Origin of the sequence: Streptomyces sp., assembly GCF_031181705.1 — a bacterium.
GTDB lineage: Bacteria > Actinomycetota > Actinomycetes > Streptomycetales > Streptomycetaceae > Streptomyces.
This window is the reverse complement of the sequence record NZ_JAPSKN010000006.1, coordinates 2,433-25,296: the sequence shown is the minus strand read 5'-3', so window position 1 is coordinate 25,296 and position 22,864 is coordinate 2,433. Positions and strand designations below refer to the sequence as shown.

Below are 22,864 nucleotides of genomic sequence, written 5' to 3'. Positions count from 1 at the left end.
CCCAGGTCGTGCGCGTGTTGGCCGGATCGTACTTCGGCACGGCGCGCCCCGGCGAGGGGCGGGCACCGCGCCCGGGTGATCAGCCCGGTGCGACGAACCCCGATTCGTACGCCGCGATCACCGCCTGTGTGCGGTCCCGCGCCCCCAGCTTCGCCAGCACCGAGCTGACGTGCGACTTCACGGTCTCCGTCCCGACGACCAGCCGGTCCGAGATCTCCGCGTTGGACAGGCCCCGCGCCATCAGCCGCAGTACCTCCGCCTCGCGCTCGGTCAGCCGCGCCCGCTCCATGGCGGCCCGCGCGGCCCGGTTTCCGCCGCTGTCGCCGTACTCGGCGGCCAACTGCCGCACCGAGGCCGGGAACAGCAGCGACTCGCCCTCGGCGATCAGCCGCACCGCGTGCACGATCTCGGCGGGCCGGGCCCGCTTCAGCAGGAACCCGTCGGCGCCCGCGCGCAGCGCCTCGTAGACGTACTCGTCGTTCTCGAAGGTCGTCACCACGAGGATGCGCGGCGGCTCGTCGACCGACCGCAGCAGCGCCCGGGTGGCCTCGATGCCGTCCAGCAGCGGCATCCGCACGTCCATGGCCACCACGTCCGGCCGCAGTCGCCGCACCAGCGGGATCACCGCCGCCCCGTCGGCCGCCTCCCCGACGACCTCGATGTCGGGCTGCGCCTCCAGCACGGCCCGCAGACCCGCGCGCACGAGGGGTTCGTCGTCGACGAGCAGAACGGTGACCGGCATCGGACCAGCGTAGATCAACTCAGCGGCAGTTCAGCGTGGACCTGCCAGTCGCCCTCGTCGGGACCGGTCCGGGCCCGTCCGCCGAGCAGGGCGGCGCGCTCGCGGATACCGCGCAGGCCGCTGCCGCTCCCTCGGCCCGGTGCCCCGGCGGGCAGCGGGTTGCGTATCGCGAGGACGAGGGTGCCGTCGGCGATCCGCACCCGGACCCGGACCGGGACCGCCCCCGCGTGCCGCAGTACGTTCGTGAGCGCCTCCTGAAGGATCCGGTAGCCCTCGCGGGACACCGGCCCGGGCACCGCCTCCACCGGTCCGGTCACCTCGGCGTCCACCTTCGCGCCCGAGGACCGCGCGGACTCCAGCAGCCGGCCGGCGTCCGCCAGGGTCGGTCTGCCGCCGACGGGCTTGCCCGACTCGCGCAGGACGCCGAGCACCCGCTCCAGGTCCTCCAGGGCGGCGCGGCCGGTCTCCTCGATGGCCCTCAGCGCCCGATCGGTGAACGCGGCATCACCCGCGGCCCGCGCGGCCCCCGCCTGGACGACGGCGACCGTGAGCGCGTGGCCGATGGAGTCGTGCAACTCGCGGGCGATCCGGGTGCGTTCCAGCAGTTGCTCGGTGCGCTCCTCCAGGGCGGCGACCCGCTCGGTGGGGGAGGGGCCCAGCAGCCGCACGGCCAGCGCGGTGACGAGGTGGCCCGACCAGACGACCACCACGGGCAACAGCAGCAGGGGCACGGGCGCGAGCAGGCCGTACCACCAGTGCTGACCCGAGAGGGGCAGCAGCGCACCGCCCTCCGGCTCCCCGCCCAGGGCCGTCGTCGCCAGGTCGATCGACAGGAGCGGCAACTGCATGGAGAGCATGGCCACGGTGTAGCCGAGGACGAGCCGGGCCTCCAGCCACACCACGGTGCGGCCACGGTCGGCCCAGGTGGCCGACGGGGCGGCCCCGATCTCCGCGCTCGCGCTGTCGTGCCGGTGGCCGGTCAGCAGCAACCGGGCCTGCAGCCCCTCCACGAGCCGCATCGCGGGCACGAGACCGGCGAGCCCGAGCAGCACGGCCGCCGTGGCCTGCGTCCACCACGTCTCCTCGATGAACAGCCACAGGGACGGCCACACGACGGCCATGGCCAGGTGCAGCCATCGTGTGTACGTCACCGCCCGCGTCAACGGGCGCAGCATGCGGACCATGGCGTCATCGTGCCAGCCGCCACCGACAGCGGGCCTCCCCCGCACGGGGGAGCCGGTCTCCGCCGCCGGGGGAGGCCCCGACCCCGCGCCGACGGCCACGCTTGGCGCCATGACCAGCATCGACGTCCAGGACCTCACCAAGGAGTTCGGCGGCCGGCGGGCCGTGGACCGGCTCTCGTTCCGTGTGCTGCCCGGCCGCGTCACCGGCTTCCTCGGCCCCAACGGCGCGGGGAAGTCCACCACCATGCGGCTGGTGCTCGGCCTCGACCGGCCCACCGCCGGTTCCGCCACGCTCGGCGGACACGCCTACGCCACCCTGCGCGAACCCCTGCGCCACGTGGGCGCCCTGCTCGACGCGCAGGCGGCGCACGGCGCGCGCACCGCCCGTGACCACCTCCGGATCCTGGCCGTGAGCAACCGCATCCCGGACCGGCGGGTCGACGAGGTGCTGGAGCAGACCGGCCTGGCCTCCGTGGCCCGCCGACGCGTGCGGACGTACTCCCTGGGCATGCGGCAGCGGCTCGGCATCGCCGCCGCCCTGCTGGGCGACCCCGGCGTGGTCATGCTGGACGAGCCGTCCAACGGGCTCGATCCCGAGGGCATCGCCTGGATCCGGCAGTTGCTGCGCCGGCTCGCGGCGGAGGGCCGCACGGTGCTGGTCTCCAGCCATCTGATGAACGAGACCGCGTCCTTCGCCGACCACCTCGTCGTCCTCGGCCGGGGCCGGCTGCTGGCCGACACCCCGATGCGGGACTTCATCCACGCGCGCGTGCGTCCCCGGGTACGGATCCGCACCACCGACCCCGCCGCCCTGAGCAGCGCCCTCGCCCGGCACGGCCACGCCGCCGTGGAACACCCGGACGGGCACTGGACCGTCCCCCACGCGCGCGTGGACGACATCGGCCGCATCGCCTCGGCGGCGGGCGTGCCCGTCCTGGAACTCGCCGCCGAGGAGGCCACCTTGGAGCAGGCCTACTTCGACCTCACCGGCTCCGAGACCGAGTTCACCGCACAGCCGCAGGAGGCCTGACCATGGACCACACACCCGTACTCCGCTCCGAGTGGCTGAAGATCCGCACCCTGCGGTCCCTCCCCGGAGCGCTCCTGGCCCTGTTCGCCGCCACCACGGCGTTCTCCGCGATCGCCGGTGTCTCCGAGACGTCCGCCCCCAACTTCGACCCGCTGTTCACGGCCCTGTCCGGTGTCGTACCCGGACAGATCGCGGCCGTCTCCTTCGGGGCGATGGCCGTGTCGGCGGAGTTCCACCCGGGTGCGCTGCGGCTCTCGCTGGCCGCGGTGCCGCGGCGGGGCCGGTGGTTCGCGGCCAAGGCGGCCGTCGTCGCCGCAGCGGTCTTCCCGGTCGGGCTGCTGACGGCTTCGGCGGCCCTGTTCGTGGCGCGGGCGGGGCTCGGCGCGGCGGCCGACGGGCTCGGTGCCGCGCAGCAGGCGCGCGGTGTCGTGGGCTGCGCCCTCTACCTGACGCTGATGGCCCTCCTCGCGGCCGGGCTCGCCGCGCTCCTGCGCAGCGGGGTCGCCACCCTGTCCCTGCTGATCCCGTTCCTCCTCGTCGTGTCCTTCGTGATCGGCGACGCGACGGGCACGGTCGCCGGCTTCCTCCCCGACAAGGCGGGACAGCAGGTCCTGCACACGACGTACGAGGGAACCCTCGGGCCCTGGTCGGGGCTGGCGGTGACCGCGCTGTGGACGGGCGCCGCCCTGCTGGTGGGGGGGTGGAGCCTGCGGTGCAGAGACGCCTGAGAGGGGGGCCGGCCTGATGCCCCGCCAAGTGTCAGTGGGGGCGGGTTTACTAGGAGCCATGAACATCGCACAGCACATCGCCCTCATCGACGAGCTGTGCTACCGGCCCTTCCCGGCGGAGCACGGCCCGTCGGACGTCGGCGCCTCGGGGCCCGGCCGGCACGTCGCGGTGTTAGACGCCGCGGCGGACGAGGACCCGGCGCGGTGGGCGGTGGTGGTGGACCAGTTGGAGAAGGAGCGGGACGCCGTCTGCGAGCTGCTGGCCTCCCGGTGGGGCGACACGCCGCCGTACGGCCTGCAGACGGTCCTGCTGCGCACCGAGCGCGAGGAGATACCCGGGCCCTGGGCCGAGTTGAGCGAGCGCGCGAGCCTGGCCCACGTGTGGGAAGTGGAGGGCACCGGCCGCTGGGTCGCCCTGGCGGTCACCGACCGCGACGCGACTCAAGGGCTTCAACTGGTGGCGCTGGTGACGGAGATCCCCCCGCCCTGAGGGGGAGCGCCCGGACAGGGATCGACTCGTCGTGGGCGCTCAGCCCTCGGCCGCTTCCCGCAGGCGGGCGAACTCCTCGGCCATCGTCTCGGCCGTCCAGTGCGCGTTCAGTCCGCTCGGATTGGGCAGCACCCACACGCGCGTGTCGCCGATCGTCCTCGCCTGCGGCCCGACCCGGGCCTTGCGGTCGTCGAACGCGGCGCGGTAGGCGGTCACTCCCACCACCGCAAGCCAGCGCGGGCGCAGCCGCTCCACCTTCAGCGCGAGCAGGCGGCCGCCCTCCCGGTACTCCTCCGCGCTCAGCTCGTCGGCCCGGGCGCTCGCCCGCGCCACGACGTTGGTGATGCCCAGCCCGTACGACAGCAGCTCTTCCTGCTCGGCGGGCTTCAGCAGCCGCGGCGTGAACCCGGACCGGTGCAGCACCGGCCAGAAGCGGTTGCCCGGGCGGGCGAAGTGGTGGCCCGTCGCGGCCGTCATCAGCCCGGGGTTGATGCCGCAGAACAGCACGCGCAGGTCCTCCGCGACCACGTCGGACACGACGCGGTCGCGGGCGGCCTCCAGCTCCTCAGGGGTGAAACGGGGCATGGCGTGCGGCGCGTCAGAGGATCGCGCCGGGGGTGTAGCCCGCGGCCCGGGGGTGCTGCTTGACGATCTCCTCGACCCGGGCGACGACCGTGGCGACCTGGTCGCCCGCGGCACCCGTGAAGGACAGCTTGTCGGCCATCAGCGCGTCCAGCCGGGCACGGTCCAGCGGGATGCGCGCGTCCGCGGCCAGCTTGTCGAGCAGTTCGTTGCGCTCGGCGCCCTGCTCGCGCATCGCGAGCGCGCAGGCCACGGCGTTCTCCTTGATCGCCTCGTGCGCGAGTTCCCGGCCGACGCCCGCACGCACGGCGCCCATCAGCACCTTGGTGGTGGCGAGGAACGGCAGGTACCGGTCGAGCTCGCGTGCGACGACCGCCGGGAACGCGCCGAACTCGTCGAGCACCGTCAGGAACGTCTCCAGCAGGCCGTCCAGCGCGAAGAACGCGTCCGGCAGCGCGACCCGGCGCACCACCGAGCAGGACACGTCGCCCTCGTTCCACTGGTCGCCCGCCAGCTCGCCGGTCATCGAGGCGTAGCCGCGCAGGATGACCATCAGGCCGTTGACGCGCTCGCAGGAGCGGGTGTTCATCTTGTGCGGCATCGCCGAGGAGCCGACCTGGCCGGGCTTGAAGCCCTCGGTGACCAGCTCGTGCCCGGCCATCAGCCGGATCGTCTTCGCCAGCGACGAGGGCGCCGCGGCCAGCTGCACCAGTGCGGTGACGACCTCGTAGTCCAGGGAGCGCGGGTAGACCTGGCCGACCGAGGTGAACGCCTGCGAGAAGCCCAGGTGCGCGGCGATCCGCTGCTCCAGTTCCGCGAGCTTCGCGGCGTCCCCGCCCAGCAGGTCGAGCATGTCCTGCGCGGTGCCGACCGGGCCCTTGATGCCGCGCAGCGGGTACCGGCCCAGCAGTTCCTCGACGCGGCCGTAGGCGACCAGCAGCTCGTCGGCGGCGGTCGCGAAACGCTTGCCGAGGGTGGTGGCCTGCGCGGCCACGTTGTGGGAGCGGCCGGCCATGACGAGCTCGCCGTACTCGCCGGCGAGCTTGCCGAGACGCGCCAGGACCGCGACCGTACGGTCGCGCATCAGCTCCAGCGAGAGCCGGATCTGCAGCTGCTCGACGTTCTCGGTGAGGTCGCGGGAGGTCATGCCCTTGTGCACGTGCTCGTGCCCGGCGAGGTCGTTGAACTCCTCGATCCGCGCCTTCACGTCGTGCCGCGTGACCTTCTCGCGCTCGGCGATGGAGGCCAGGTCGACGGTGTCGAGGACCCGCTCGTAGTCGGCGAGCGCCGCGTCCGGCACCTCGATCCCGAGGTCCTTCTGAGCGCGCAGCACGGCGAGCCAGAGCTGCCGCTCCAGCCTCACCTTCTGCTCGGGCGACCAGAGCGTGGCGAGCTCGGCGGAGGCGTAGCGTCCGGCGAGGACGTTCGGGATGCGGGGCTTGGCGGGAGCGGAAGTCACGTGGACGGATTCTACTGGCGATTCGTGCAGGCCAGCGCAACGGGTGGGTTCGTCGGAACCTACGAGAGCGTCCCGGGTGCGGCGGGGGCCTGGGCGGAGCGGGCGCGGCGGTCACCGGACACGGCGCAGCCGCGGGTGGCGACCCGCTAGGCCAGGTCCTGCCACGGCAGCAGTTCCGGCCGCTTGGGCGGGAGGCCGTCCCCCGAGGAGCGGCCCGTCAGGCGGCGGCCTATCCACGGCAGCAGGTGCTGCCGGGCGAACCGCACGTCCGCCGCGCGCCGCATGACCCAGCCGGGGGGCAGCGTCGCCGGCATCGGTGTGTGCCACTCCGGGTCCTCCGGCTCGTAGCCGAGGGCCTGCCAGACCGCCTCGGCGACCCGGCGGTGGCCCTCCGCCGTCAGGTGCAGCCGGTCCACGTCCCACAGCCGCGGGTCGGCGAGCGAGGGGGCGCCGTACAGGTCGACGACGAGCGCGCCGTGCCGCGCGGCCAGCTCGTCGACGCAGGTGAACAGCTCCTCCATGCGCGGCCGGAACCGCTCGAGGACCGGGCCCCGACGGCCCGGGCTGCGCATCAGCACGAGCTGCCGGCAGGCGGGGGCCAGCTTCCCGACGGCCTCCTCCAGGAGAGCGCGCACCCGGCCCATGTCGCACTTGGGCCGCAGGGTGTCGTTGAGCCCGCCCACCAGCGTGATCACGTCGGCGCCCATGGCCGCCGCGACATCCACCTGCTCGTCGACGATCTGGCGGATCAGCTTGCCGCGCACCGCGAGGTTGGCGTACCGGAAGCCGGGCGTCCGGGCGGCCATCCGCGCGGCGAGCAGGTCGGCCCAGCCCCGGTAGGTGCCGTCGGGGAGCAGGTCCGACATGCCCTCGGTGAAGGAGTCGCCGAGGGCGACCAGGCTGCTGTGGGTGGGGTTCGTGTCCATGGCGGCGGAAATGATATCCCGTGCACATACCCAGCAGTCGGTCACCCGTCCCGCACCGGCGACCGGTGCCTCACGCCCGCTGCCCGAACAGCTCCCGCAGCACGTCCTCCATCGTCACCAGCCCGGCCAGCCGCCCGTCCGACCCGAGGACGGCCGCCAGGTGCGTCCGGCTGCCCCGCATCGCCGTGAGGACGTCGTCCAGCGGCGTGTGCTCCCGCACGCGCGCGATGGAGCGCATGTCGCGCAGCCGGAACGGCACGTCGCGTCCGATGGCGTCCAGGGCGTCCTTCACGTGCAGGTAGCCGACGATCCGCCGTCCCTCGTCCACCACCGGGAACCGGGAGAACCCGGACTCCGCCGACAGCCGCTCCAACTGCTCCGGGGTGATGCCCACGCGCGCGTAGACCACCCGCTCCAGGGGCATCACCACGTCGCGCACCGGGCGGCGGCCCAGTTCCAGCGCGTCGTGCAGCCGCTCCTGGGCGCGGTCGTCGATGAGGCCGGCCTCGCTGGAGTCCTTCACGATCTGCGCGATCTCGGCGTCCGAGTAGGAGGCGGCGACCTCCTCCCGGGCCTCCACGCGCAGCAGCTTCAGCAGCGCGTTGGCGAAGGCGTTCACCGTGAAGATCACCGGCCGCAGCGCCCGGGACACCGCCACCAGGGGCGGGCCGAGGGCCAGCGCGCTGCGCACCGGCTCGGCCAGCGCGATGTTCTTCGGCACCATCTCGCCGAGCAGCATGTGCAGGTACGTCGCCAGGGAGAGCGCGATCACGAAGGACACCGCGTGCCCGGCGCCCTCGGGCACGCCCATGGCGTGGAACGCCGGCTCCAGCAGGTGGGCGATCGCGGGCTCGGCGACCACGCCCAGCACCAGCGTGCACAGCGTGATGCCGAGCTGCGCGGCCGCCATCAGCGCGGACACGTGCTCCAGCCCCCACAGCACGCTCTTGGCGCGCCGGTCGCCCTGGTCGGCGTGGGGCTCGATCTGGCTGCGGCGCACCGAGATCAGCGCGAACTCGGCGCCGACGAAGAAGGCGTTGACGACGAGCGTCGCCAGGCCGATCAGCAGCTGGACGGCGGTCACAGCTCCACCCCCTTCTCGGCGCGCTTCGCGTCCGGCTTCTCGTCGTCCAGGGGCGCGCGCAGCAGGACGCGGGCGGCCCGCCGGCCGGTGGCGTCCAGGACCTCCATCCGCCAGCCGGCGACCTGGAGGGTGTCACCCGCGGCCGGTATGCGTCCCAGTTCCGTCGCCACCAGCCCGGCGAGCGTCTCGTAGGGCCCCTCCGGCGCGCGCAGGCCGACGCGCTCCAGGTGGTCCACGCGCGCGGAGCCGTCGGCCGAGAACAGGGCGTGCCCGGTCTCGTCCGTACCGGCCGGCGCGAGGTCCGGCAGCTCGTGCGGGTCGTGCTCGTCCCGCACCTCGCCGACGACCTCCTCGACGATGTCCTCCAGGGTGGCCACGCCCGCGGTGCCGCCGTACTCGTCGATCACGACGGCCATGGTGCGCTTGCCGGAGAGCCGGTCCAGGAGGCGGTCGACGGTGAGCGACTCGGGGACCAGCAGCGGCTCGCGCATCAGCTCGGAGACGTGGACCCGGGTGCGCTGCTCGGCCGGGACCGCCAGCACGTCCTTCACGTGCGCGGTGCCGACGACCGAGTCGAGCGTGCCGCGGTAGACGGGGAACCGGGACAGACCGGTCGCCCGGGTCGCGTTCGCCACGTCCTCCAGGGTCGCCTGCACCTCCAGGGCGACCACCTGCACCCGGGGCGTCATCACGTTCTCCGCGGTCAGGTCGGCGAGGTTCAGCGTCCGTACGAACAGTTCGGCGGTGTCGGCCTCCAGGACGCCCTCCCTGGCGGAGTGCCGGGCGAGCGCCGCGAGCTCCTGCGGCCCGCGCGCCGAGGCCAGCTCCTCGGCGGGCTCGACGCCGATCCGGCGCACGACCCGGTTCGCCGTGTTGTTCAGGTGCGTGATGAACGGCCGGAACGCGGCGCTGAACCAGCGCTGCGCGTTGCCCACGTTCTTGGCGACGGTCAGCGGTGAGGAGATCGCCCAGTTCTTGGGCACCAGCTCGCCGACGACCATCAGGAACACCGTCGACAGGCCCGTGCCGACCACCAGCGCGAGACTGCGCGAGGTGGAGCGCGAGACGCCGGCGTCCTCCAGCGGACCGGCGATCAGCGCGGCGATGGACGGCTCGGCCAGCATGCCGACGACCAAATTCGTGACGGTGATGCCGAGCTGCGCCCCGGAGAGCTGGAACGTCAGGTTCCGTACGGCCTTCAGGGCGCCCTGGGCGCCGCGTTCGCCGCGCTCCGCCGCGCGTTCCAGCTCCGCGCGCTCGACCGTGGTGAGGGAGAACTCGGCCGCCACGAAGGCGCCGCAGGCCAGCGAGAGCAGGATCGCCGCCAGGAGGAGGAGCACTTCGGTCATCGGTTCACCCCCGTTCCATGGTTCTCCAGGACCGGGCGGGGCGCGCGACGCGGCGCGCTGGGAGGCTCGCCCATGGGCGGACGCTCACAACCTTTCATAAAGAACCGAGTGGCCATCCCAGAGTAAAGGATGGGCAAAGTCCTTCGGTCGGGTGATCGGCCGGCGCCTCCGGGCGACGACGGAGAGGGTCCGACGGCCCTGTGCCCGGCCGGCCCTTCAGCCGGCCAGCGGCTTCACCCAGCGGCGCCACTGCTCCTCGGCCGCGTACCCGGCGGCGCCCCACGCGTGGCGCGCCGTCTCGTTGCGGGTGAGGACCATCGCGTCGGCGCGCCGCCCGCCGAGCCGCACGAACCGCTCCTCGGCGGCGGCGAGCAGCGCCGAGGCGATCCCCTGGCGGCGGTGGCCCGGGTGTACGGCCAGCCGGTAGAGGTGGCAGCGCCAGCCGTCGAACCCGGCGATGACCGTGCCGGCCAGCTCGCCGTCCCGCTCGGCCAGGACGAGCGCCTCGGGGTCGCGCGTCACCAGGCGCTCCACACCGGCCCGGTCGTCACTGATGCTCGTGCCCTCGGCGGCCACCTTCCAGAAGGCCAGCACGGCGTCGAGGTCGTCGGGTGTGGCGGCCCGGATGCGCAGTTCGCTCATGCGGTGATCACACCACGCGGCGTTCGGGGGAGCAGGCCGTTTCAGGATGCGGACATCACGGTCCGCGCACCCGCTCCGTGACCGGCGCGAACACCTCATGAACCCTCCTCACCGCGATGCGACGTGAGTGCCCGCCCGCGATCGCGTCACTCGTGTGCGATGGCCGCCAGCACGTTCATGCGCGAGGCGCGCAACGCCGGCAGCAGCGCCGCCACCACCCCGACCACCGCCGAGCCCACCACCACCGCCACGATCGTGAACCACGGGATCGCCAGGGCCGTCATCCCCTGCAGCGCCAGCACCTGCTGCATGCACACGCCCCACACCAGCCCCAGGACGAGCCCCAGGACCGCCCCGAACACCGCGATCACCACCGACTCCAGCCGGATCATGCGCCGCAGCTGACGGCGGGCCAGCCCGATGGCCCGCAGCAGCCCGATCTCCCGGGTGCGCTCGACGACCGACAGGGCGAGCGTGTTGACCACGCCGAGCACCGCGATGATGATCGCCAGTCCGAGCAGCGCGTACACCAGGTACAGCAGCACCGAGATCTGGTCGCGGACCAGCTGTTTGTAGTCGGCCAGGTCCCGCACCCGCACCTGCGGGTACCGTTCCAGGGTCTCCTCCAGACCGGCGCGCAGGGCCTCGTCGCCCGTGCCGGGGGCGGCGTTGACGTACAGCGCGGAGTCCTGCCCGCCCGGCGCGTACCGCTCCAGGGTGGCCAGCCCGAAGTAGAGCCCGCCCTGGGTGCCGAAGCCCTCGGCGGAGTCCTGGTCGGTGAGCGCGCCGACCCTCAGCTCGGCGCTTCGCCCGCCCTGGAACCACACCGGGAGCGCGCTGCCCACCCGCACACCGTGGTCGCGTGCGAAGTCCCGGTCCATGGCCAGGTGCCCCGGCGCGAGCGCGGCGGCGGTGCCCCCGTGCGTGTAGGTGATGTTGGCGACCTCGTCGAGCCGCGGATCGTAGCCCGCGGCGGTCGTCTCCACACGGTCGCCGTCCGGCAGCCGCACCGCCACCGGCGCGAACCGCCCACGCACCACCAGCCCCACCCCCGCGGTGTCGCGCACCGCGTCGGTGACCTCCCGCGGGAACGGCTGGAAACCGGTGTTCTGGACGACGAAGTCGGCCCCCAGCGTCCGGTCGATCTGCCGGTCGAACGACTTGGTCATCGACTCGCTGGCCACGGACAGCCCGCCGACCAGTGCGATGCCCACCATCAGCGCGGCCGCCGTCGCCCCCGTGCGGCGCGGGTTGCGCAGCGCGTTGCGCTGGCTCATCCGGCCGACCGCCCCGAACAGCGTGGGGAACGCCGCGCCGAGGACCCGGATCACCGGGCGCACCAGCAGCGGCCCCGCGAGCACGGCCGCGATCAGGGTCAGCACCACCCCGAGACCCAGCAGGGACGCCGCCGACGCCGTCCGCCCGGACGCCGCGCACCCCGCGAGCGCCGCCGCACCGGCCGCCCCGACGACCGCGCCCGCCACCGCGCGCACCCGCAGCGGTCGGCCCACCCCGGCCACCTCGGCGTCCGACAGCGCCGCCATCGGCGAGACGCCCGCCGCCCGCCGCGCCGGGAGGTACGCGGCGACGAAGGTGACGCCGAGACCGACGGCGTAAGCCGCCACGGGAGTCACCCGGCCGATGACCATCTCGTCGGCGTCGATGTTGGTCCCGAGCAGGCCCATCAGCTCGATGAGCCCGGCCGCGAGCCCGATGCCGGCGGCGAGCCCCAGCGTGGAGCCGACCAGACCGAGCAGGAAGGCCTCGGCGAGGACGGAACGGCGCACCTGGCGCCGGTCCGCCCCGAGCGCGCGCAGCAGACCCAGTTCACGGGTGCGCTGGGCGATGAGCATGGAGAAGGTGTTGACGATCAGGAACACCCCGACCAGCACGGCGACCCCGGCGAAGCCGAGCATCACGTACTTGATGACGTCGAGGAACCCGCCGAGCTGCTCGACGTCCGACTCGGCCTGCTCGCCGGCCGTCCGGAAGTCGTAGGTGCGCGGGCCGAGCGCGGCGGCCACGCGCCGCTTGAGCCGCTGGTCGTCCACGCCGTCCGCCGCGTCGACCGCGAGGGAGGTGGCGGCGCCCGGGGCGCCGAGCAGCTTCGCCCGGGCGGTGGGGGCGTCGAAGTAGATCCGGGCGGCGCCGGGGTTGGTGGTCGTGAAGGTGACGAGGCCGACGACCCGGACCCGGAACGAGCCGGGCGGTGCGATCACCGTGAGCGTGTCTCCGACGTCCACGTCCTCGCGACCGGCGGTCTCCGAGTCGAGCAGGGCCTCGGCGGGTCCTCGCGGGGCGCGGCCCGAGCTCAGCTCGACGGGGCTGCGCGGGCTCGGGAGCCAGGCGCTGCCGAGCGTGGGCGCGCCGGTGGTGGGGCTCACCGACTCGTTGTTCCCGTCCGTGACGGTGAGGCCCGCCACCTCCACCTCGGCGCGCGCGGCCGCGACCCCTTCGACCCGGCGCACCCGTTCGGCGAGCGCCGCCGGCAGGGTCGCCGTCCGGCCGGAGGGCACCGCCTCGTCGAGGTCCTCCTTCGGACTGACCGTGACATCGGCCGCGGTGGAGGCGAACAGCCGGTCGAAGGTCCGGCCGACCGTGTCGGAGAAGATCAGGCTCCCCGTGACGAACGCGACCGACAGCAGGACGGCGAGCGCCGAGAGCAGCAGCCGCCCCTTGTGTGCCAGGAAGCTCCTCAGGGTCGCCTTGAGCACCGGGTCAGTTCTCCTCGGCCGGGGTGTCCTCGGAGCGGGTGCGGATCACGTCGAAACGCTTCATACGTTCCAGTACGGCCTCCGCGGTCGGCTGCCGCATCTCGTCGACGATCCGGCCGTCCCCGAGGAACAGCACCAGGTCCGAGTGGGCGGCGGCCCCCGGGTCGTGGGTGACCATGACGACGGTCTGCCCCAGCCGGTCCACGGCCTCGCGCAGGAAGCCGAGCACCTCCGCACCGGCGCGCGAGTCGAGGTTGCCCGTCGGCTCGTCCGCGAAGATCAGCTCCGGCCGGGAGGCCAGGGCCCGCGCGCAGGCCACGCGCTGCTGCTGGCCGCCGGAGAGCTGCGACGGCCGGTGCCTCAGCCGGTCGCGCAGGCCCAGCGTGTCGATGACCCGGTCCAGCCACTGCGGGTCGGGCTTGCGGCCCGCGATGTCCATCGGCAGGGTGATGTTCTCCAGCGCGTTCAGGGTCGGGATCAGGTTGAAGGACTGGAACATGAAGCCGATCCGGTCCCGGCGCAGCCGCGTCAGCTCGCGCTCCTTCAGGCCCGTGATCTCGATGTCGCCGAGCCACACCTGACCGGCCGAGACCGTGTCGAGCCCGGCCAGGCAGTGCATCAGCGTGGACTTGCCGGAGCCGGACGGCCCCATCACCGCGGTGTACCGGCCGCGGACCACGTCCACGTCCACCGCGTCGAGTGCGAGCACGGCCGTCTCGCCCGACCCGTAGGCCTTGGTCAGACCGCGGGCCCGGGCCGCGATCCCGTCGGCCGGCGCGAGGCCGGGTGCGTGCTCCGCAGCAGGTGTGGACAAGGCCGCCTCCTCGAGGGTCGGTGCCGGGACTCCCGGCTCTGCCCGAGGGTAATGTGACCGGGCCCACACCCGGCACCGTCCGCGGGCCGGACTCCGGACCGGATTCCTGCCGGCACGAGCGCGCCGGCTTCCCAGGTACGGCGACGACCCGGCCGGACGCGTGCGTCGACGCGGGACCGCCGAGCGCTCCCACGCCCTGTTCGCCTCCGCTGCCGCCTACGCCTGCCCCGTCGCCGACGGGTGCCGGGGCCGTCACCTCACCCGAGCCGGTCCGCGACCTGACGCGTCAGGAGCGGTGAGGCCTCCGTCCGCGACATCGAGCGGGAAGTGCTCCAGTGGAGAGCCGGTGAGGAACCCGGCGAGCCGGGCCTGCGCCCGGGTGGCTCAGGGCCGCCACGCCGTGCCCAGCACGCAGTACGACGTGGGCAGCACCGGCCCCTGCTCCGGCATCAGCGCCCGGCGGTAGGGGCCGAGTTCGAACCCGGCCTCCCGCAACGCCCGCACCGGCTCGCGGGACAGATGGCAGCCCCCGTTCAGCAGCGGCCACACCGTCCGGTCCAGCGCGTGCTGCGTGGCGCCCATCGCCCTGCCGCCGCCCCGGCCGTGCTCGAAGAACCGCACCTCACCGCCCGGCCGCAGCACCCGCTTCAGCTCCGCGAGCGCCCGGGGCACGTCCCGCACGCTGCACAGCACCAGCGACACCACCGCCGCGTCGAAGCCCTCGCTCTTGACCGGCAGCGCCTCGGCCGCACCCGGCACCACGTCCACCGGCACCTCGGCGCGCAGCGCGGCCTGAACGGCCAGTTGCCGCAGCCGCCGCTCCGGTTCGATGGCCACGACCTCCGCGACGGTGCCCGGGTAGTGCGCGAAGTTCAGGCCGTTGCCCGCCCCGATCTCGATCACCCGCCCGGACAGCCCGCCGAGCAGTCTCTCGCGCACCCGGCCCATGCCCATCCGGGTCTCCGCGGTGACGCTGATCCGGGCGTAGTAGCGGGCGAACAGCGGATGGCGCACGGCGTCCCGCGGCAGCGTGCCGGAGCGGAGCGGCATGGGACCTCCCTGGACAAGGCCGGCCTCACCGCGATTCTCCCCCGGAGAGGCCCGGCCCACCCCTGCCGGCTACGGCAGACGGGCGCGGCCCGGCACCTGGTCGATGCGCGCCACCGGCAGGGCGGACGGCCAGCTGAACGCGAACCCCACGCGCTCTCGCCGCACCGGCCCCCGACCCGAGCGCATCCAGCACGCGGGCCGGCCCCTAGGCGAGTTCCGCTGCCAGCAGCGCGGCCGTCTTCGCCACCAGCGGGTTGTCGGCCGGGGCGTCCTCCTCCGGCTGGGTCGTCAGCACCGACATCACGATCGGCGGACCGTCCGGCGGCCACGTGACGCCCACGTCGTGGTTGCCGCCGTAGCGCCCGCCGCCGGTCTTGTCGGCGATCAGCCAGTCGGCGGGCAGGGCCTTGCGGAACTTCTCGGCGCTGGTGGTGTTGCGCAGCAGCCAGTCCGTGAGCCGGGCCCGGTCCCGCGGCGCCAGCGCGTCGCCCAGCACGAGCCGGGCGTAGGTCAGGCCGATGGCGCGCGGCGTGGTCGTGTCGGTCACGCGCCACGGTTCCGCGCTGTTCAGCTCGGGCTCCCAGCGGTCCAGCCGGGTGACGACGTCGCCGACCGAGCGGGCGAAGCGGGTGATCGCGGTCGGCCCGCCGAGCTCCTTCAGCAGCAGGTTGCCGGCGGTGTTGTCGCTGAAGCGGATGGTGGCGTCGCACAGCTCGCCGACGGTCATCCCGTTCGCGACGTGCTGCTCGGTGATCGGGGAGTACCCGGACCTCGTCACGTAGGCCTGGGTGTAGCGCACCCGCCGGGAAAGGAACTCGCCGTCACGGTCGAGGTCGCGCAGCACGGCCGCCGCGGCGAGCGTCTTGAACACCGAGGCCATCGGGAAGCGCTCGTCGGACCGGTAGGCCACCGTCCGCCCCGTGCGCAGGTTGCGGGCGTAGACGCCCAGCCGGGCGGTGTGCTCCCGCTCCAGCTCCCGCAGCCGGGCGGTGACGCCGCCGGTGGCCGGTGACGCGTGGGCCGTGCCGCCGCCCAGCGCGAGGGCGGCGGCCGCACCCAGCACGAGTGCCGCACGGCGGGAGGGGCGTGGCTGTTCGCAGTGCACGGTGTTCCCTTCGACGGTGGTCGCGTACGAAGGTCGACACGCGAGGGACGTCCCCGCCGGTTTCACCCCGTGCCCCCGGAAACTCAGGACGCGGCAGGCGCCTGCCTCCTCCGGAAGGCCTCCGCGTCCCACGTGCCGTCCAGCCGGGGTGCCAGCCAGCGCGGGGCCGAGGCCCGGAAGGCGGCGGGGGAGAGAGCCGCCGACCCCGCGGGCACGGCCCCCAGCAGCGGCGCCCGGGTCACGTCCGGCAGATCGGCGAGATTGCAGCGCGCGGCCAGGTCCGGCTCGGCGGGCCAGCTGCCGATCACGACCCCGGCCAGGTCCAGCCCCCGGTGCCGCAGTTCACGCGCGGTCAGCTCCGTCGCGTTGAGGGTGCCCAGACCGGCCGCGGTCACGACCAGCACGGGCGCCGACAGCAGCCCGGCCGCGTCCGCCAGGGTGCCGCCGGCCGCGTCGAACCGTACGAGCAGTCCGCCCGCTCCCTCCACCAGCACCAGGTCGTGCTCGGTGGCCAGCTTGGCGGCGGCCTCCGCGACCTCGTGCGGGTGCACCGGGGCCCGGCCGGCCCGGCGCGCGGCCGTGGCCGGGGCCAACGGATCCGGGTAGCGGGCGAGTTCGGCCGTCGTCACCTGGCCCGCGAGGCGCGCGACCTCCGCCGCGTCGCCCGCCTCGCCCGGGAGCACGCCCGTCTGCGCGGCCTTCAGCACGGCCACCGAACGGCCTGCCGCCAGCGCCGCCGCGGCGACGGCCGCGGTCACGACCGTCTTGCCGACCTCCGTGCCCGTGCCCGTGATCACCAGTACCGTCATGTCATCCCTCCCGCGCCGCCGCGCACACCGCTCGCGCGATGCGCGCCAGGTCCGCGTCGCCCGTGACGTACGGCGGCATGGTGTAGATCAGATCGCGGAACGGCCGCAGCCACACGCCCTCGCGCACGGCCGCCCCCGTCGCCGCCTTCATGTCCACGGTGTGGTCCAGTTGCACGACGCCGATGGCCCCGAGGACCCGTACGTCCCGCACGCCCGGCAGGTCCCCGGCCGCGGCGAGTCCCTCGCGCAGGCCCGCCTCGATCCGCTTGACCTCGGCGAGCCAGTCCTGCCCGAGCAGCAGCTCGATCGAGGCGCAGGCCACGGCCGCCGCCAGGGGGTTGCCCATGAACGTCGGGCCGTGCGCGAGGACCGGCACCTCGCCGCGGGAGATGCCGTCGGCCACCCGCGCGGTGCACAGGGTCGCCGCCATCGTCAGATAGCCGCCGGTCAGCGCCTTGCCCACGCACATCACGTCCGGTGCGACCGCCGCGTGCTCCGCCGCGAACAGCGCGCCCGTGCGGCCGAAGCCGGTGGCGATCTCGTCGAACACCAGCAGCACACCGTGCGCGTCGCACGCCTCGCGCAGTACCCGCAGATAGGCGGGGGAGTGGAACCGCATCCCGCCCGCGCCCTGCACCACCGGCTCGACGATCACCGCGGCCAGTTCGTCGGCGTGCCGCGCGATCAGCGTCCGCAGGTGCTCGGCGTAGACCTCGTCGTACTCGGCCGGGGGCGGGTCCGCGAACACCTGGCGCTGGAGCACCCCGCTCCACAGCTCGTGCATCCCGCCCTCGGGGTCGCACACCGACATCGGCTGCCAGGTGTCGCCGTGGTAGCCGCCGCGCCAGGTCAGCAGCCGCCGCTTGCCGGGGCGGCCCAGCGAACGCCAGTACTGCAGGCACATCTTGACCGCCACCTCGACCGACACCGACCCGGAGTCGGCGAGGAAGACGTGCTCGAGCCCGTCCGGCGACATGTCGACAAGGAGCTTCGCCAGGCGTACGGCGGGCTCGTGGGTGAGTCCGCCGAACATCACGTGGCTCATCCGCCCGAGCTGCTCGCGCGCGGCCTCGTTCAGCACCGGGTGGTTGTAGCCGTGGATCGCCGACCACCAGGACGACATCCCGTCGACCAGCTCGCCCGAACCGTCCGCGAGTCTGAGGCGCACCCCGCTCGCCGACTCCACGAGGAGCGGTTCCTGCCGTCCGGGCATCGGGCCGTACGGGTGCCACACGTGCCGCCGGTCGAGCTCCAGCAGCTCGGCGACCGGCCGCTCAGGCATTGGGCGCGAGGTCCGTCCCGGCGCCCCGGCGGCGCACGGCGACCAGGTCGGTCCGGGGCTCGGCGGGCTGCGCGGCCGGCACGGAGCCGCACACGCTCCCGCTCTCGGAGCCGCAGCCGCCATCGCCGCTTCCGCAGCCGCTCGCGGTCCGGTGCTCGGGCAGCGTCACCTGACCGGTGCCCTCCACCTCGAACCCGGCGTCCGCGATCATCTCCAGGTCCGCCTTGCCCGCCTGGCCCTCACTGGTGAGGTAGTCGCCCAGGAAGATCGAGTTGGCCAGGTGCAGGGCGAGTGGCTGCATCGTGCGCAGATGGACCTCGCGCCCGCCCGCGATGCGGACCTCCACATCCGGGCAGACGAACCGGGTCATCGCCAGGATCCGCAGGCACCGCTGCGGGGTGAGGTTCCACTCCTTGCCGAGCGGGGTGCCCTCGAACGGGATCAGGAAGTTGACCGGAACCGAGTCGGGGTCCAGCTCGCGCAGCGAGAACACGACGTCGACCAGGTCCTCGTCGCTCTCGCCCATGCCGGCGATCAGCCCGGAGCAGGCGGACAGACCGGCCGCGTGCGCCTTGTTGACCGTGTCGACCCGGTCCGCGTACGTGTGGGTGGTGGTGATGTCCCCGTACGTCGCCTCGGACGTGTTGAGGTTGTGGTTGTAGGCGTCGGCTCCGGCCTCGCGAAGCCGCTCCGCCTGGCCGTCGGAGAGCAGGCCGAGGCAGGCGCACACCTCGACGCCCTCGTTGTTCTCCTTGATCGCCCTGATCGTCTCGGAGACCCGGTCCACGTCACGGTCGGTGGGGCCACGCCCGCTGGCCACCAGGCAGACCCGCTTGGCGCCCCCGGCCACCCCGGCCGCCGCGGCGTCGGACGCCTGGTCCGGCTTGAGCCAGGTGTACTTCAGGATCCCGGCCTCGGAGCCGAGCCGCTGCGAACAGTACGAGCAGTCCTCGGGGCACAGGCCGGACTTCAGGTTGACGAGATAGTTGAGTTTCACCCGCCGGCCGAACCAGTGCCGGCGCACCTTTCCGGCCGCGGCCACCACATCGAGCAGATCGTCGTCGGACGTCGCGAGGACGGCCAGTGCCTCGTCCCGGGTCGGCAGTTCGCGCCGAAGCCCCTTGTCCACCAGCGTGTTCAGCAGGTCCATGAGAGCCGATCCTGTCCTACCGAGGCGGTCCGGGCCAAGGAGAGTTCGCACAACAGAGTCCCTTCGAGGTGTGGGTATTGCCACACAGTGACCCGCTGGTCGCCCCGCTAGGGTCTGTGCACTGCCTACAAATTCCGCGGAGGACCACCCATGGCGTTCGGCTGGATCGACGAGCAGGCGGAGCTGCGCCGCCGCGCCGGACTCGTGCGGACCCTGCGTCCCCGTCCGGCGCGTTCCCCGCTCCTCGACCTGGCGGGCAACGACTATCTGGGGCTGGCCCACCACCCCGAGGTCACCGAGGGCGCGGCCCGTGCGGCGAGGACCTGGGGCGGCGGCTCGACCGGCTCCCGGCTCGTCACCGGCACCACCGCACTGCACACCGAGCTGGAACGGGAACTGGCCGCATTCTGCGGATTCGAGGCGGCCCTCGTCTTCTCCTCCGGCTACACCGCCAACCTGGCGGCGGTCACCGCGCTGGCGCCGCACGGCTCGCTGATCGTCTCCGACGCGGGCAACCACGCCTCGCTCATCGACGGCTGCCGGCTGGCCCGCGGCACGACGCAGGTCGTGGCGCACGCCGAGCCGGAGGCCGTGCGCAAGGCGCTGGCGGGTCATGAGGGCACGGGGATCGCCGTGTCCGACACCGTCTTCTCCGTCGACGGCGACGCGGCTCCGCTCGCCGCACTCGCCGAGGCCTGCCGGGAGCACGGCGCCGGACTGGTCGTGGACGACGCCCACGGCCTGGGCGTGCTCGGCGACGGTGGCCGCGGCGCCCCGCACGCGGCGGGACTCGCCGGCGCCGACGACGTCGTCGCGACGGTCACGCTGTCCAAGTCGCTCGGCAGCCAGGGCGGAGCCGTCCTCGGCCCGGCCCGGGTCGTCGACCACCTGGTCAACGCGGCACGGACGTTCATCTTCGACACGGGCCTCGCCCCCGCCGCGGCGGGAGCCGCCCTGGCGGCCCTGCGGCTGCTGCGTCGCGAGCCGGAACGGGCGGAGCGGGCCCGCGCGGTGGCCGACGAGCTGTACGCACGCCTGACCACCGCGGGCCTGGAAGCGGTGCGTCCGGACGCCGCGGTGGTCTCGGTGCGGGCGCCCTCTCCCGAGGACGCCGTGCGCTGGGCGGCCGAGTGCCGCGCGGCGGGCCTGGCCGTGGGCTGCTTCCGCCCGCCGTCCGTGCCGGACGGCGTCTCACGGCTCAGGCTGACCGCCCGCGCGGACCTGACCTCTCAGCAGATCGAACGCGCTGTACGGCTGATCGGCGAGACGCGGCCATGAGTCGGCGTGACACGGCCGTGCGTCGCACGATGACGGACGGATCAAAAAGGCGCTCACATACGGTCGACCCCGGACGTGAAGTCGGCCCAACTCCGCGTGGAGAAGAGCAGTGCGGGCCCGTCCGGGGCCTTGGAGTCGCGCACGGCGAGCAGTCCGGCCCAGGGCGGGGTGTCCGGACACGCGGTCTCGACGCAGTTGTTCGCGCCGGTGCTGTAGCTGCTGCGCAACCACCGCACACCGTGCAGTTCGCTGCTTGAGGGGACATGACGAGGCAGTGCACGCATGGTGCCTCCTTACGCGCCGGCGGCTGTCCCGGCGATGAAATCCAACGAGTCCTCGGGCGAAAGGGCGTGGATCTGAAGGGCGTTGAAGGCCTCCGTGTACGCCTGGAGGTCTTCTTTCCGTTCCAGGTAGAGGCTACTCGTCAAGTGGTCGAGAACAACCACATCCAGATCAGAAGTGCTCGAAAATGAGAAGATAACGAAAGGGCCGGTGACGCCGATGTGCGCCCCGGCGGCGAACGGCAGCACCTGCAAGCGCACTTGGGGCAGGCGCGCCGCCTCGACCAGCCGTTCCAGCTGCCGGGTCATGACCCCGGGCCCGCCCACCTCCCGCCGCAGCACCGCCTCGTCCAGGACGGCGCTCAGTTCCAGGGGAGGATCCGCGCGCAGCACGTCCTGCCGGGCCAGCCGCACCTCGACCAGGGTGTCCAGCCGGTCCTCCGGCAGCCCCTCCACCGCCGCCCGCGTCACGGCGCGGGCGTACTCGGGAGTCTGCAGCAGGCCCGGGACGACGGTCGTCTCCAGCGTGCGCATCGTGCCGGCCTGCGACTCCAGGCTGATGAAGTCCCGGTAGGTCGGCGGCAGCACCCCGCGGTAGGCGTGCCACCAGTGGTGCCGCCCGCCGCTGTCGTCGGAGCCGGCCAACATCGTGAGCAGCTCGCGCAGTTGGGTGTCCGCCACGTCGTAGGCGTCGAGCAGTAACCGCACGTCGGCCGGTTTCACCCCGCTCGTGCCCGTCTCGATCCGGCTGACCTTGGACTGGTGCCAGCCCACCAGCCGGGCCGCCTCACCGCTGGTGAGACCCGCCGCGGCGCGCAGCGCGCGCAGTTCGGCGCCCAGCTTCCGGCGGCGCACCGCGGGACCGTGCTGCATGGGCTTCTCCCTACTCCTTCCGTGCCACCCACATACGGTCTCGCGTCGCAGAGTTCACCGCATCGAGCGACAGATATATGCATATCTTGGTGGATCGCCGTCCTTCATGGGTGATTCGGTGGCAGTCTGGCGGACGAAGCACCAGTCCGGGACCGTACTCGAACCATCCGCTCCGTGTCGGACCGCGGTCCCGTGGGAAAGGGACGACGTCGCCATGGCAGACCACCTGGAAGCATCCGTCACTCTGCCGAGCGATCCGGCCTCGGTCTCGGCAGCGCGTGCCTACGTGGTGGGCACGCTCGCCGAGTGGGGGCTGCCGGCGGGCACGGAGGTGTCCGACACCGTCCGGCTCATCATCTCCGAACTCGCCACCAACGCCGTCCAGCACACCTTCGGGCAGTCGCCCACCTTCACCGTGGACCTCGCCCTCGACCGCGACGAGCGGCTGTGCATCCGCGTCACGGACAGCCATCCGCGCTTCCCCAGACGGCTCCCCGCCGCCGTCCAGCAGGACAACGGCCGCGGCCTGGTCATCATCCGGTGGCTGACCGCCGAGTGCGGCGGCCGGTTCAGGATCCGCCCCACGCGCGAGGGCGGCAAGACCATCTCGATCGAACTGCCGTGGGCCACCCCCGCCCAGCCCGTGCCCACGGCCGTCCAGCAGGAGCCGTAGCCGCCCTCACCGGTGCCGTGCCGAGGCCTCCCGGCGCCCCAGTGGTGCGGGGCCCCTCGTACCGTCCCGGGACGGCGTCCCGGGGCTCTCGGAGGCCGAGGTCCCCCTCTCCTCCTCACGCAGTCCCGCGCGCCGCACCAGCCGGGAGAGCAGCCCCCACAGGCCGAAGCAGACGGGAAACGTTCCTGCGTGCTGGCCGGCCGCGAGGAGACCTGCACGCCGGCCCGGTCCGTGGTCACATCCACACGGCGCAGCCGGCGCGGTGAACAGCGCCGCGGCCGGGACCGCCATCAGCAGCGTGATGACGTAGGTGACGCGCGGGAACGGGCCGAGGCCCTCGACGCGCGAGGTGAAGGCGAGCGACAGCGGGAACACGAAGAGGATCTGTACGCCCGTCCGGGTGACGCGGAGTGCCTGGAGCAGCTCGACGGCGTTGCGGTCGGCGCGTTGCAGCGGAGTCTCGTTGCGTGCGGTGCAGGGGCGGTGCTCGGCCAGGGGGGGCGGGTGCCCGTGCGTGCCCGTGTCACGCTCCGGCGTGGGGGGGGGGGGGGAAAACCCCCCCCCCCCCCCCCCGGGGCCCACCACCCCCCCCCCCCCAAAACAAAAAAAAAGCAGAAAG

At 73.6% G+C, this 22,864-nt stretch carries 23 protein-coding genes; 5 read left to right on the top strand and 18 right to left on the bottom strand.

What is annotated here, in order from left to right; translation table 11 throughout:
- Positions 1-79 precede the first annotated feature (79 nt).
- On the bottom strand, positions 80-742 hold the full coding sequence (locus tag RIN80_RS02555; protein WP_309093803.1) for a response regulator transcription factor: 663 nt from the start codon (positions 740-742) through the stop codon (positions 80-82).
- A 14-nt stretch (positions 743-756) separates the two neighbouring features.
- Complete coding sequence (locus RIN80_RS02550; protein ID WP_309093802.1) at positions 757-1,926, bottom strand: histidine kinase; 1,170 nt, start codon at positions 1,924-1,926, stop codon at positions 757-759.
- 109 nt (positions 1,927-2,035) lie between these two features.
- Here RIN80_RS02550 and RIN80_RS02545 point away from each other — a divergent pair, with 109 nt between their 5' ends.
- Genes RIN80_RS02545 through RIN80_RS02535 form a run of 3 tightly spaced genes read left to right on the top strand, consistent with a single transcriptional unit; the run spans position 2,036 to position 4,174 of the window.
- Complete coding sequence (locus RIN80_RS02545; protein WP_309093801.1) at positions 2,036-2,956, top strand: ABC transporter ATP-binding protein; 921 nt, start codon at positions 2,036-2,038, stop codon at positions 2,954-2,956.
- A 2-nt stretch (positions 2,957-2,958) separates the two neighbouring features.
- Complete coding sequence (locus RIN80_RS02540) at positions 2,959-3,684, top strand: ABC transporter permease (protein ID WP_309093800.1); 726 nt, start codon at positions 2,959-2,961, stop codon at positions 3,682-3,684.
- 58 nt (positions 3,685-3,742) lie between these two features.
- Complete coding sequence (locus RIN80_RS02535; RefSeq protein ID WP_309093799.1) at positions 3,743-4,174, top strand: hypothetical protein; 432 nt, start codon at positions 3,743-3,745, stop codon at positions 4,172-4,174.
- Between the two features lie 39 nt (positions 4,175-4,213).
- On the opposite strand, the gene mug is transcribed toward RIN80_RS02535, so the two are convergent.
- The 13 genes from mug to bioB form a co-directional block, all read right to left on the bottom strand.
- Entirely contained in the window at positions 4,214-4,759 is a 546-nt protein-coding gene (mug, locus tag RIN80_RS02530; RefSeq protein WP_309093798.1) for a G/U mismatch-specific DNA glycosylase, read from the bottom strand.
- 13 nt (positions 4,760-4,772) lie between these two features.
- Entirely contained in the window at positions 4,773-6,215 is a 1,443-nt protein-coding gene (gene purB, locus RIN80_RS02525; protein ID WP_309093797.1) for an adenylosuccinate lyase, read from the bottom strand.
- Positions 6,216-6,361: 146 nt separating this feature from the next.
- Positions 6,362-7,141: an SGNH/GDSL hydrolase family protein gene (locus tag RIN80_RS02520; RefSeq protein ID WP_309093796.1), complete on the bottom strand. Its 780-nt coding sequence runs from the start codon at positions 7,139-7,141 to the stop codon at positions 6,362-6,364.
- Between the two features lie 70 nt (positions 7,142-7,211).
- A complete protein-coding gene (locus tag RIN80_RS02515; protein ID WP_309093795.1) occupies positions 7,212-8,225 on the bottom strand; it encodes a hemolysin family protein in 1,014 nt (337 codons plus the stop codon).
- A complete protein-coding gene (locus RIN80_RS02510; protein ID WP_309093794.1) occupies positions 8,222-9,574 on the bottom strand; it encodes a hemolysin family protein in 1,353 nt (450 codons plus the stop codon). The genes RIN80_RS02515 and RIN80_RS02510 overlap by 4 nt, the downstream gene beginning before the upstream one ends.
- Positions 9,575-9,790: 216 nt before the next feature.
- Positions 9,791-10,216, bottom strand: a complete 426-nt coding sequence (locus RIN80_RS02505) for a GNAT family N-acetyltransferase (RefSeq protein WP_309093793.1) — start codon at positions 10,214-10,216, stop codon at positions 9,791-9,793.
- 146 nt (positions 10,217-10,362) lie between these two features.
- Positions 10,363-12,930: an FtsX-like permease family protein gene (locus RIN80_RS02500; protein ID WP_309093792.1), complete on the bottom strand. Its 2,568-nt coding sequence runs from the start codon at positions 12,928-12,930 to the stop codon at positions 10,363-10,365.
- Between the two features lie 4 nt (positions 12,931-12,934).
- Complete coding sequence (locus tag RIN80_RS02495) at positions 12,935-13,744, bottom strand: ABC transporter ATP-binding protein (RefSeq protein WP_309093791.1); 810 nt, start codon at positions 13,742-13,744, stop codon at positions 12,935-12,937.
- A 384-nt stretch (positions 13,745-14,128) separates the two neighbouring features.
- Positions 14,129-14,794, bottom strand: coding sequence for a class I SAM-dependent methyltransferase (locus tag RIN80_RS02490; protein ID WP_309093790.1), 666 nt, complete (start codon positions 14,792-14,794; stop codon positions 14,129-14,131).
- Positions 14,795-14,999: 205 nt separating this feature from the next.
- Positions 15,000-15,899 (bottom strand): class A beta-lactamase, encoded by a 900-nt coding sequence (bla, locus tag RIN80_RS02485; protein WP_309093789.1) that lies wholly within the window; start codon positions 15,897-15,899, stop codon positions 15,000-15,002.
- An 83-nt stretch (positions 15,900-15,982) separates the two neighbouring features.
- Positions 15,983-16,708, bottom strand: a complete 726-nt coding sequence (gene bioD / locus RIN80_RS02480; protein ID WP_309093788.1) for a dethiobiotin synthase — start codon at positions 16,706-16,708, stop codon at positions 15,983-15,985.
- A gap of 1 nt (position 16,709) precedes the next feature.
- A complete protein-coding gene (locus RIN80_RS02475) occupies positions 16,710-17,990 on the bottom strand; it encodes an adenosylmethionine--8-amino-7-oxononanoate transaminase (protein WP_309093787.1) in 1,281 nt (426 codons plus the stop codon).
- A complete protein-coding gene (gene bioB / locus RIN80_RS02470; RefSeq protein WP_309093786.1) occupies positions 17,983-19,140 on the bottom strand; it encodes a biotin synthase BioB in 1,158 nt (385 codons plus the stop codon). The genes RIN80_RS02475 and bioB overlap by 8 nt, the downstream gene beginning before the upstream one ends.
- Positions 19,141-19,290: 150 nt before the next feature.
- Between bioB and RIN80_RS02465 the strand changes: the two genes are divergently transcribed.
- Positions 19,291-20,418, top strand: coding sequence for an 8-amino-7-oxononanoate synthase (locus RIN80_RS02465; RefSeq protein WP_309093785.1), 1,128 nt, complete (start codon positions 19,291-19,293; stop codon positions 20,416-20,418).
- Between the two features lie 53 nt (positions 20,419-20,471).
- Here RIN80_RS02465 and RIN80_RS02460 read toward each other — a convergent pair whose 3' ends face one another.
- Positions 20,472-20,702, bottom strand: a complete 231-nt coding sequence (locus tag RIN80_RS02460) for a DUF397 domain-containing protein (protein WP_309093784.1) — start codon at positions 20,700-20,702, stop codon at positions 20,472-20,474.
- Positions 20,703-20,711: 9 nt separating this feature from the next.
- The gene (locus tag RIN80_RS02455) at positions 20,712-21,572 is read right to left on the bottom strand and encodes a helix-turn-helix transcriptional regulator (RefSeq protein ID WP_309093783.1); all 861 of its coding nucleotides are present in this window, start codon (positions 21,570-21,572) and stop codon (positions 20,712-20,714) included.
- Positions 21,573-21,786: 214 nt separating this feature from the next.
- Here RIN80_RS02455 and RIN80_RS02450 point away from each other — a divergent pair, with 214 nt between their 5' ends.
- Positions 21,787-22,245, top strand: coding sequence for an ATP-binding protein (locus tag RIN80_RS02450; protein WP_309093782.1), 459 nt, complete (start codon positions 21,787-21,789; stop codon positions 22,243-22,245).
- 6 nt (positions 22,246-22,251) lie between these two features.
- Here RIN80_RS02450 and RIN80_RS02445 read toward each other — a convergent pair whose 3' ends face one another.
- Positions 22,252-22,827, bottom strand: coding sequence for a DUF6328 family protein (locus RIN80_RS02445; RefSeq protein WP_375141594.1), 576 nt, complete (start codon positions 22,825-22,827; stop codon positions 22,252-22,254).
- Positions 22,828-22,864: the final 37 nt, after the last annotated feature.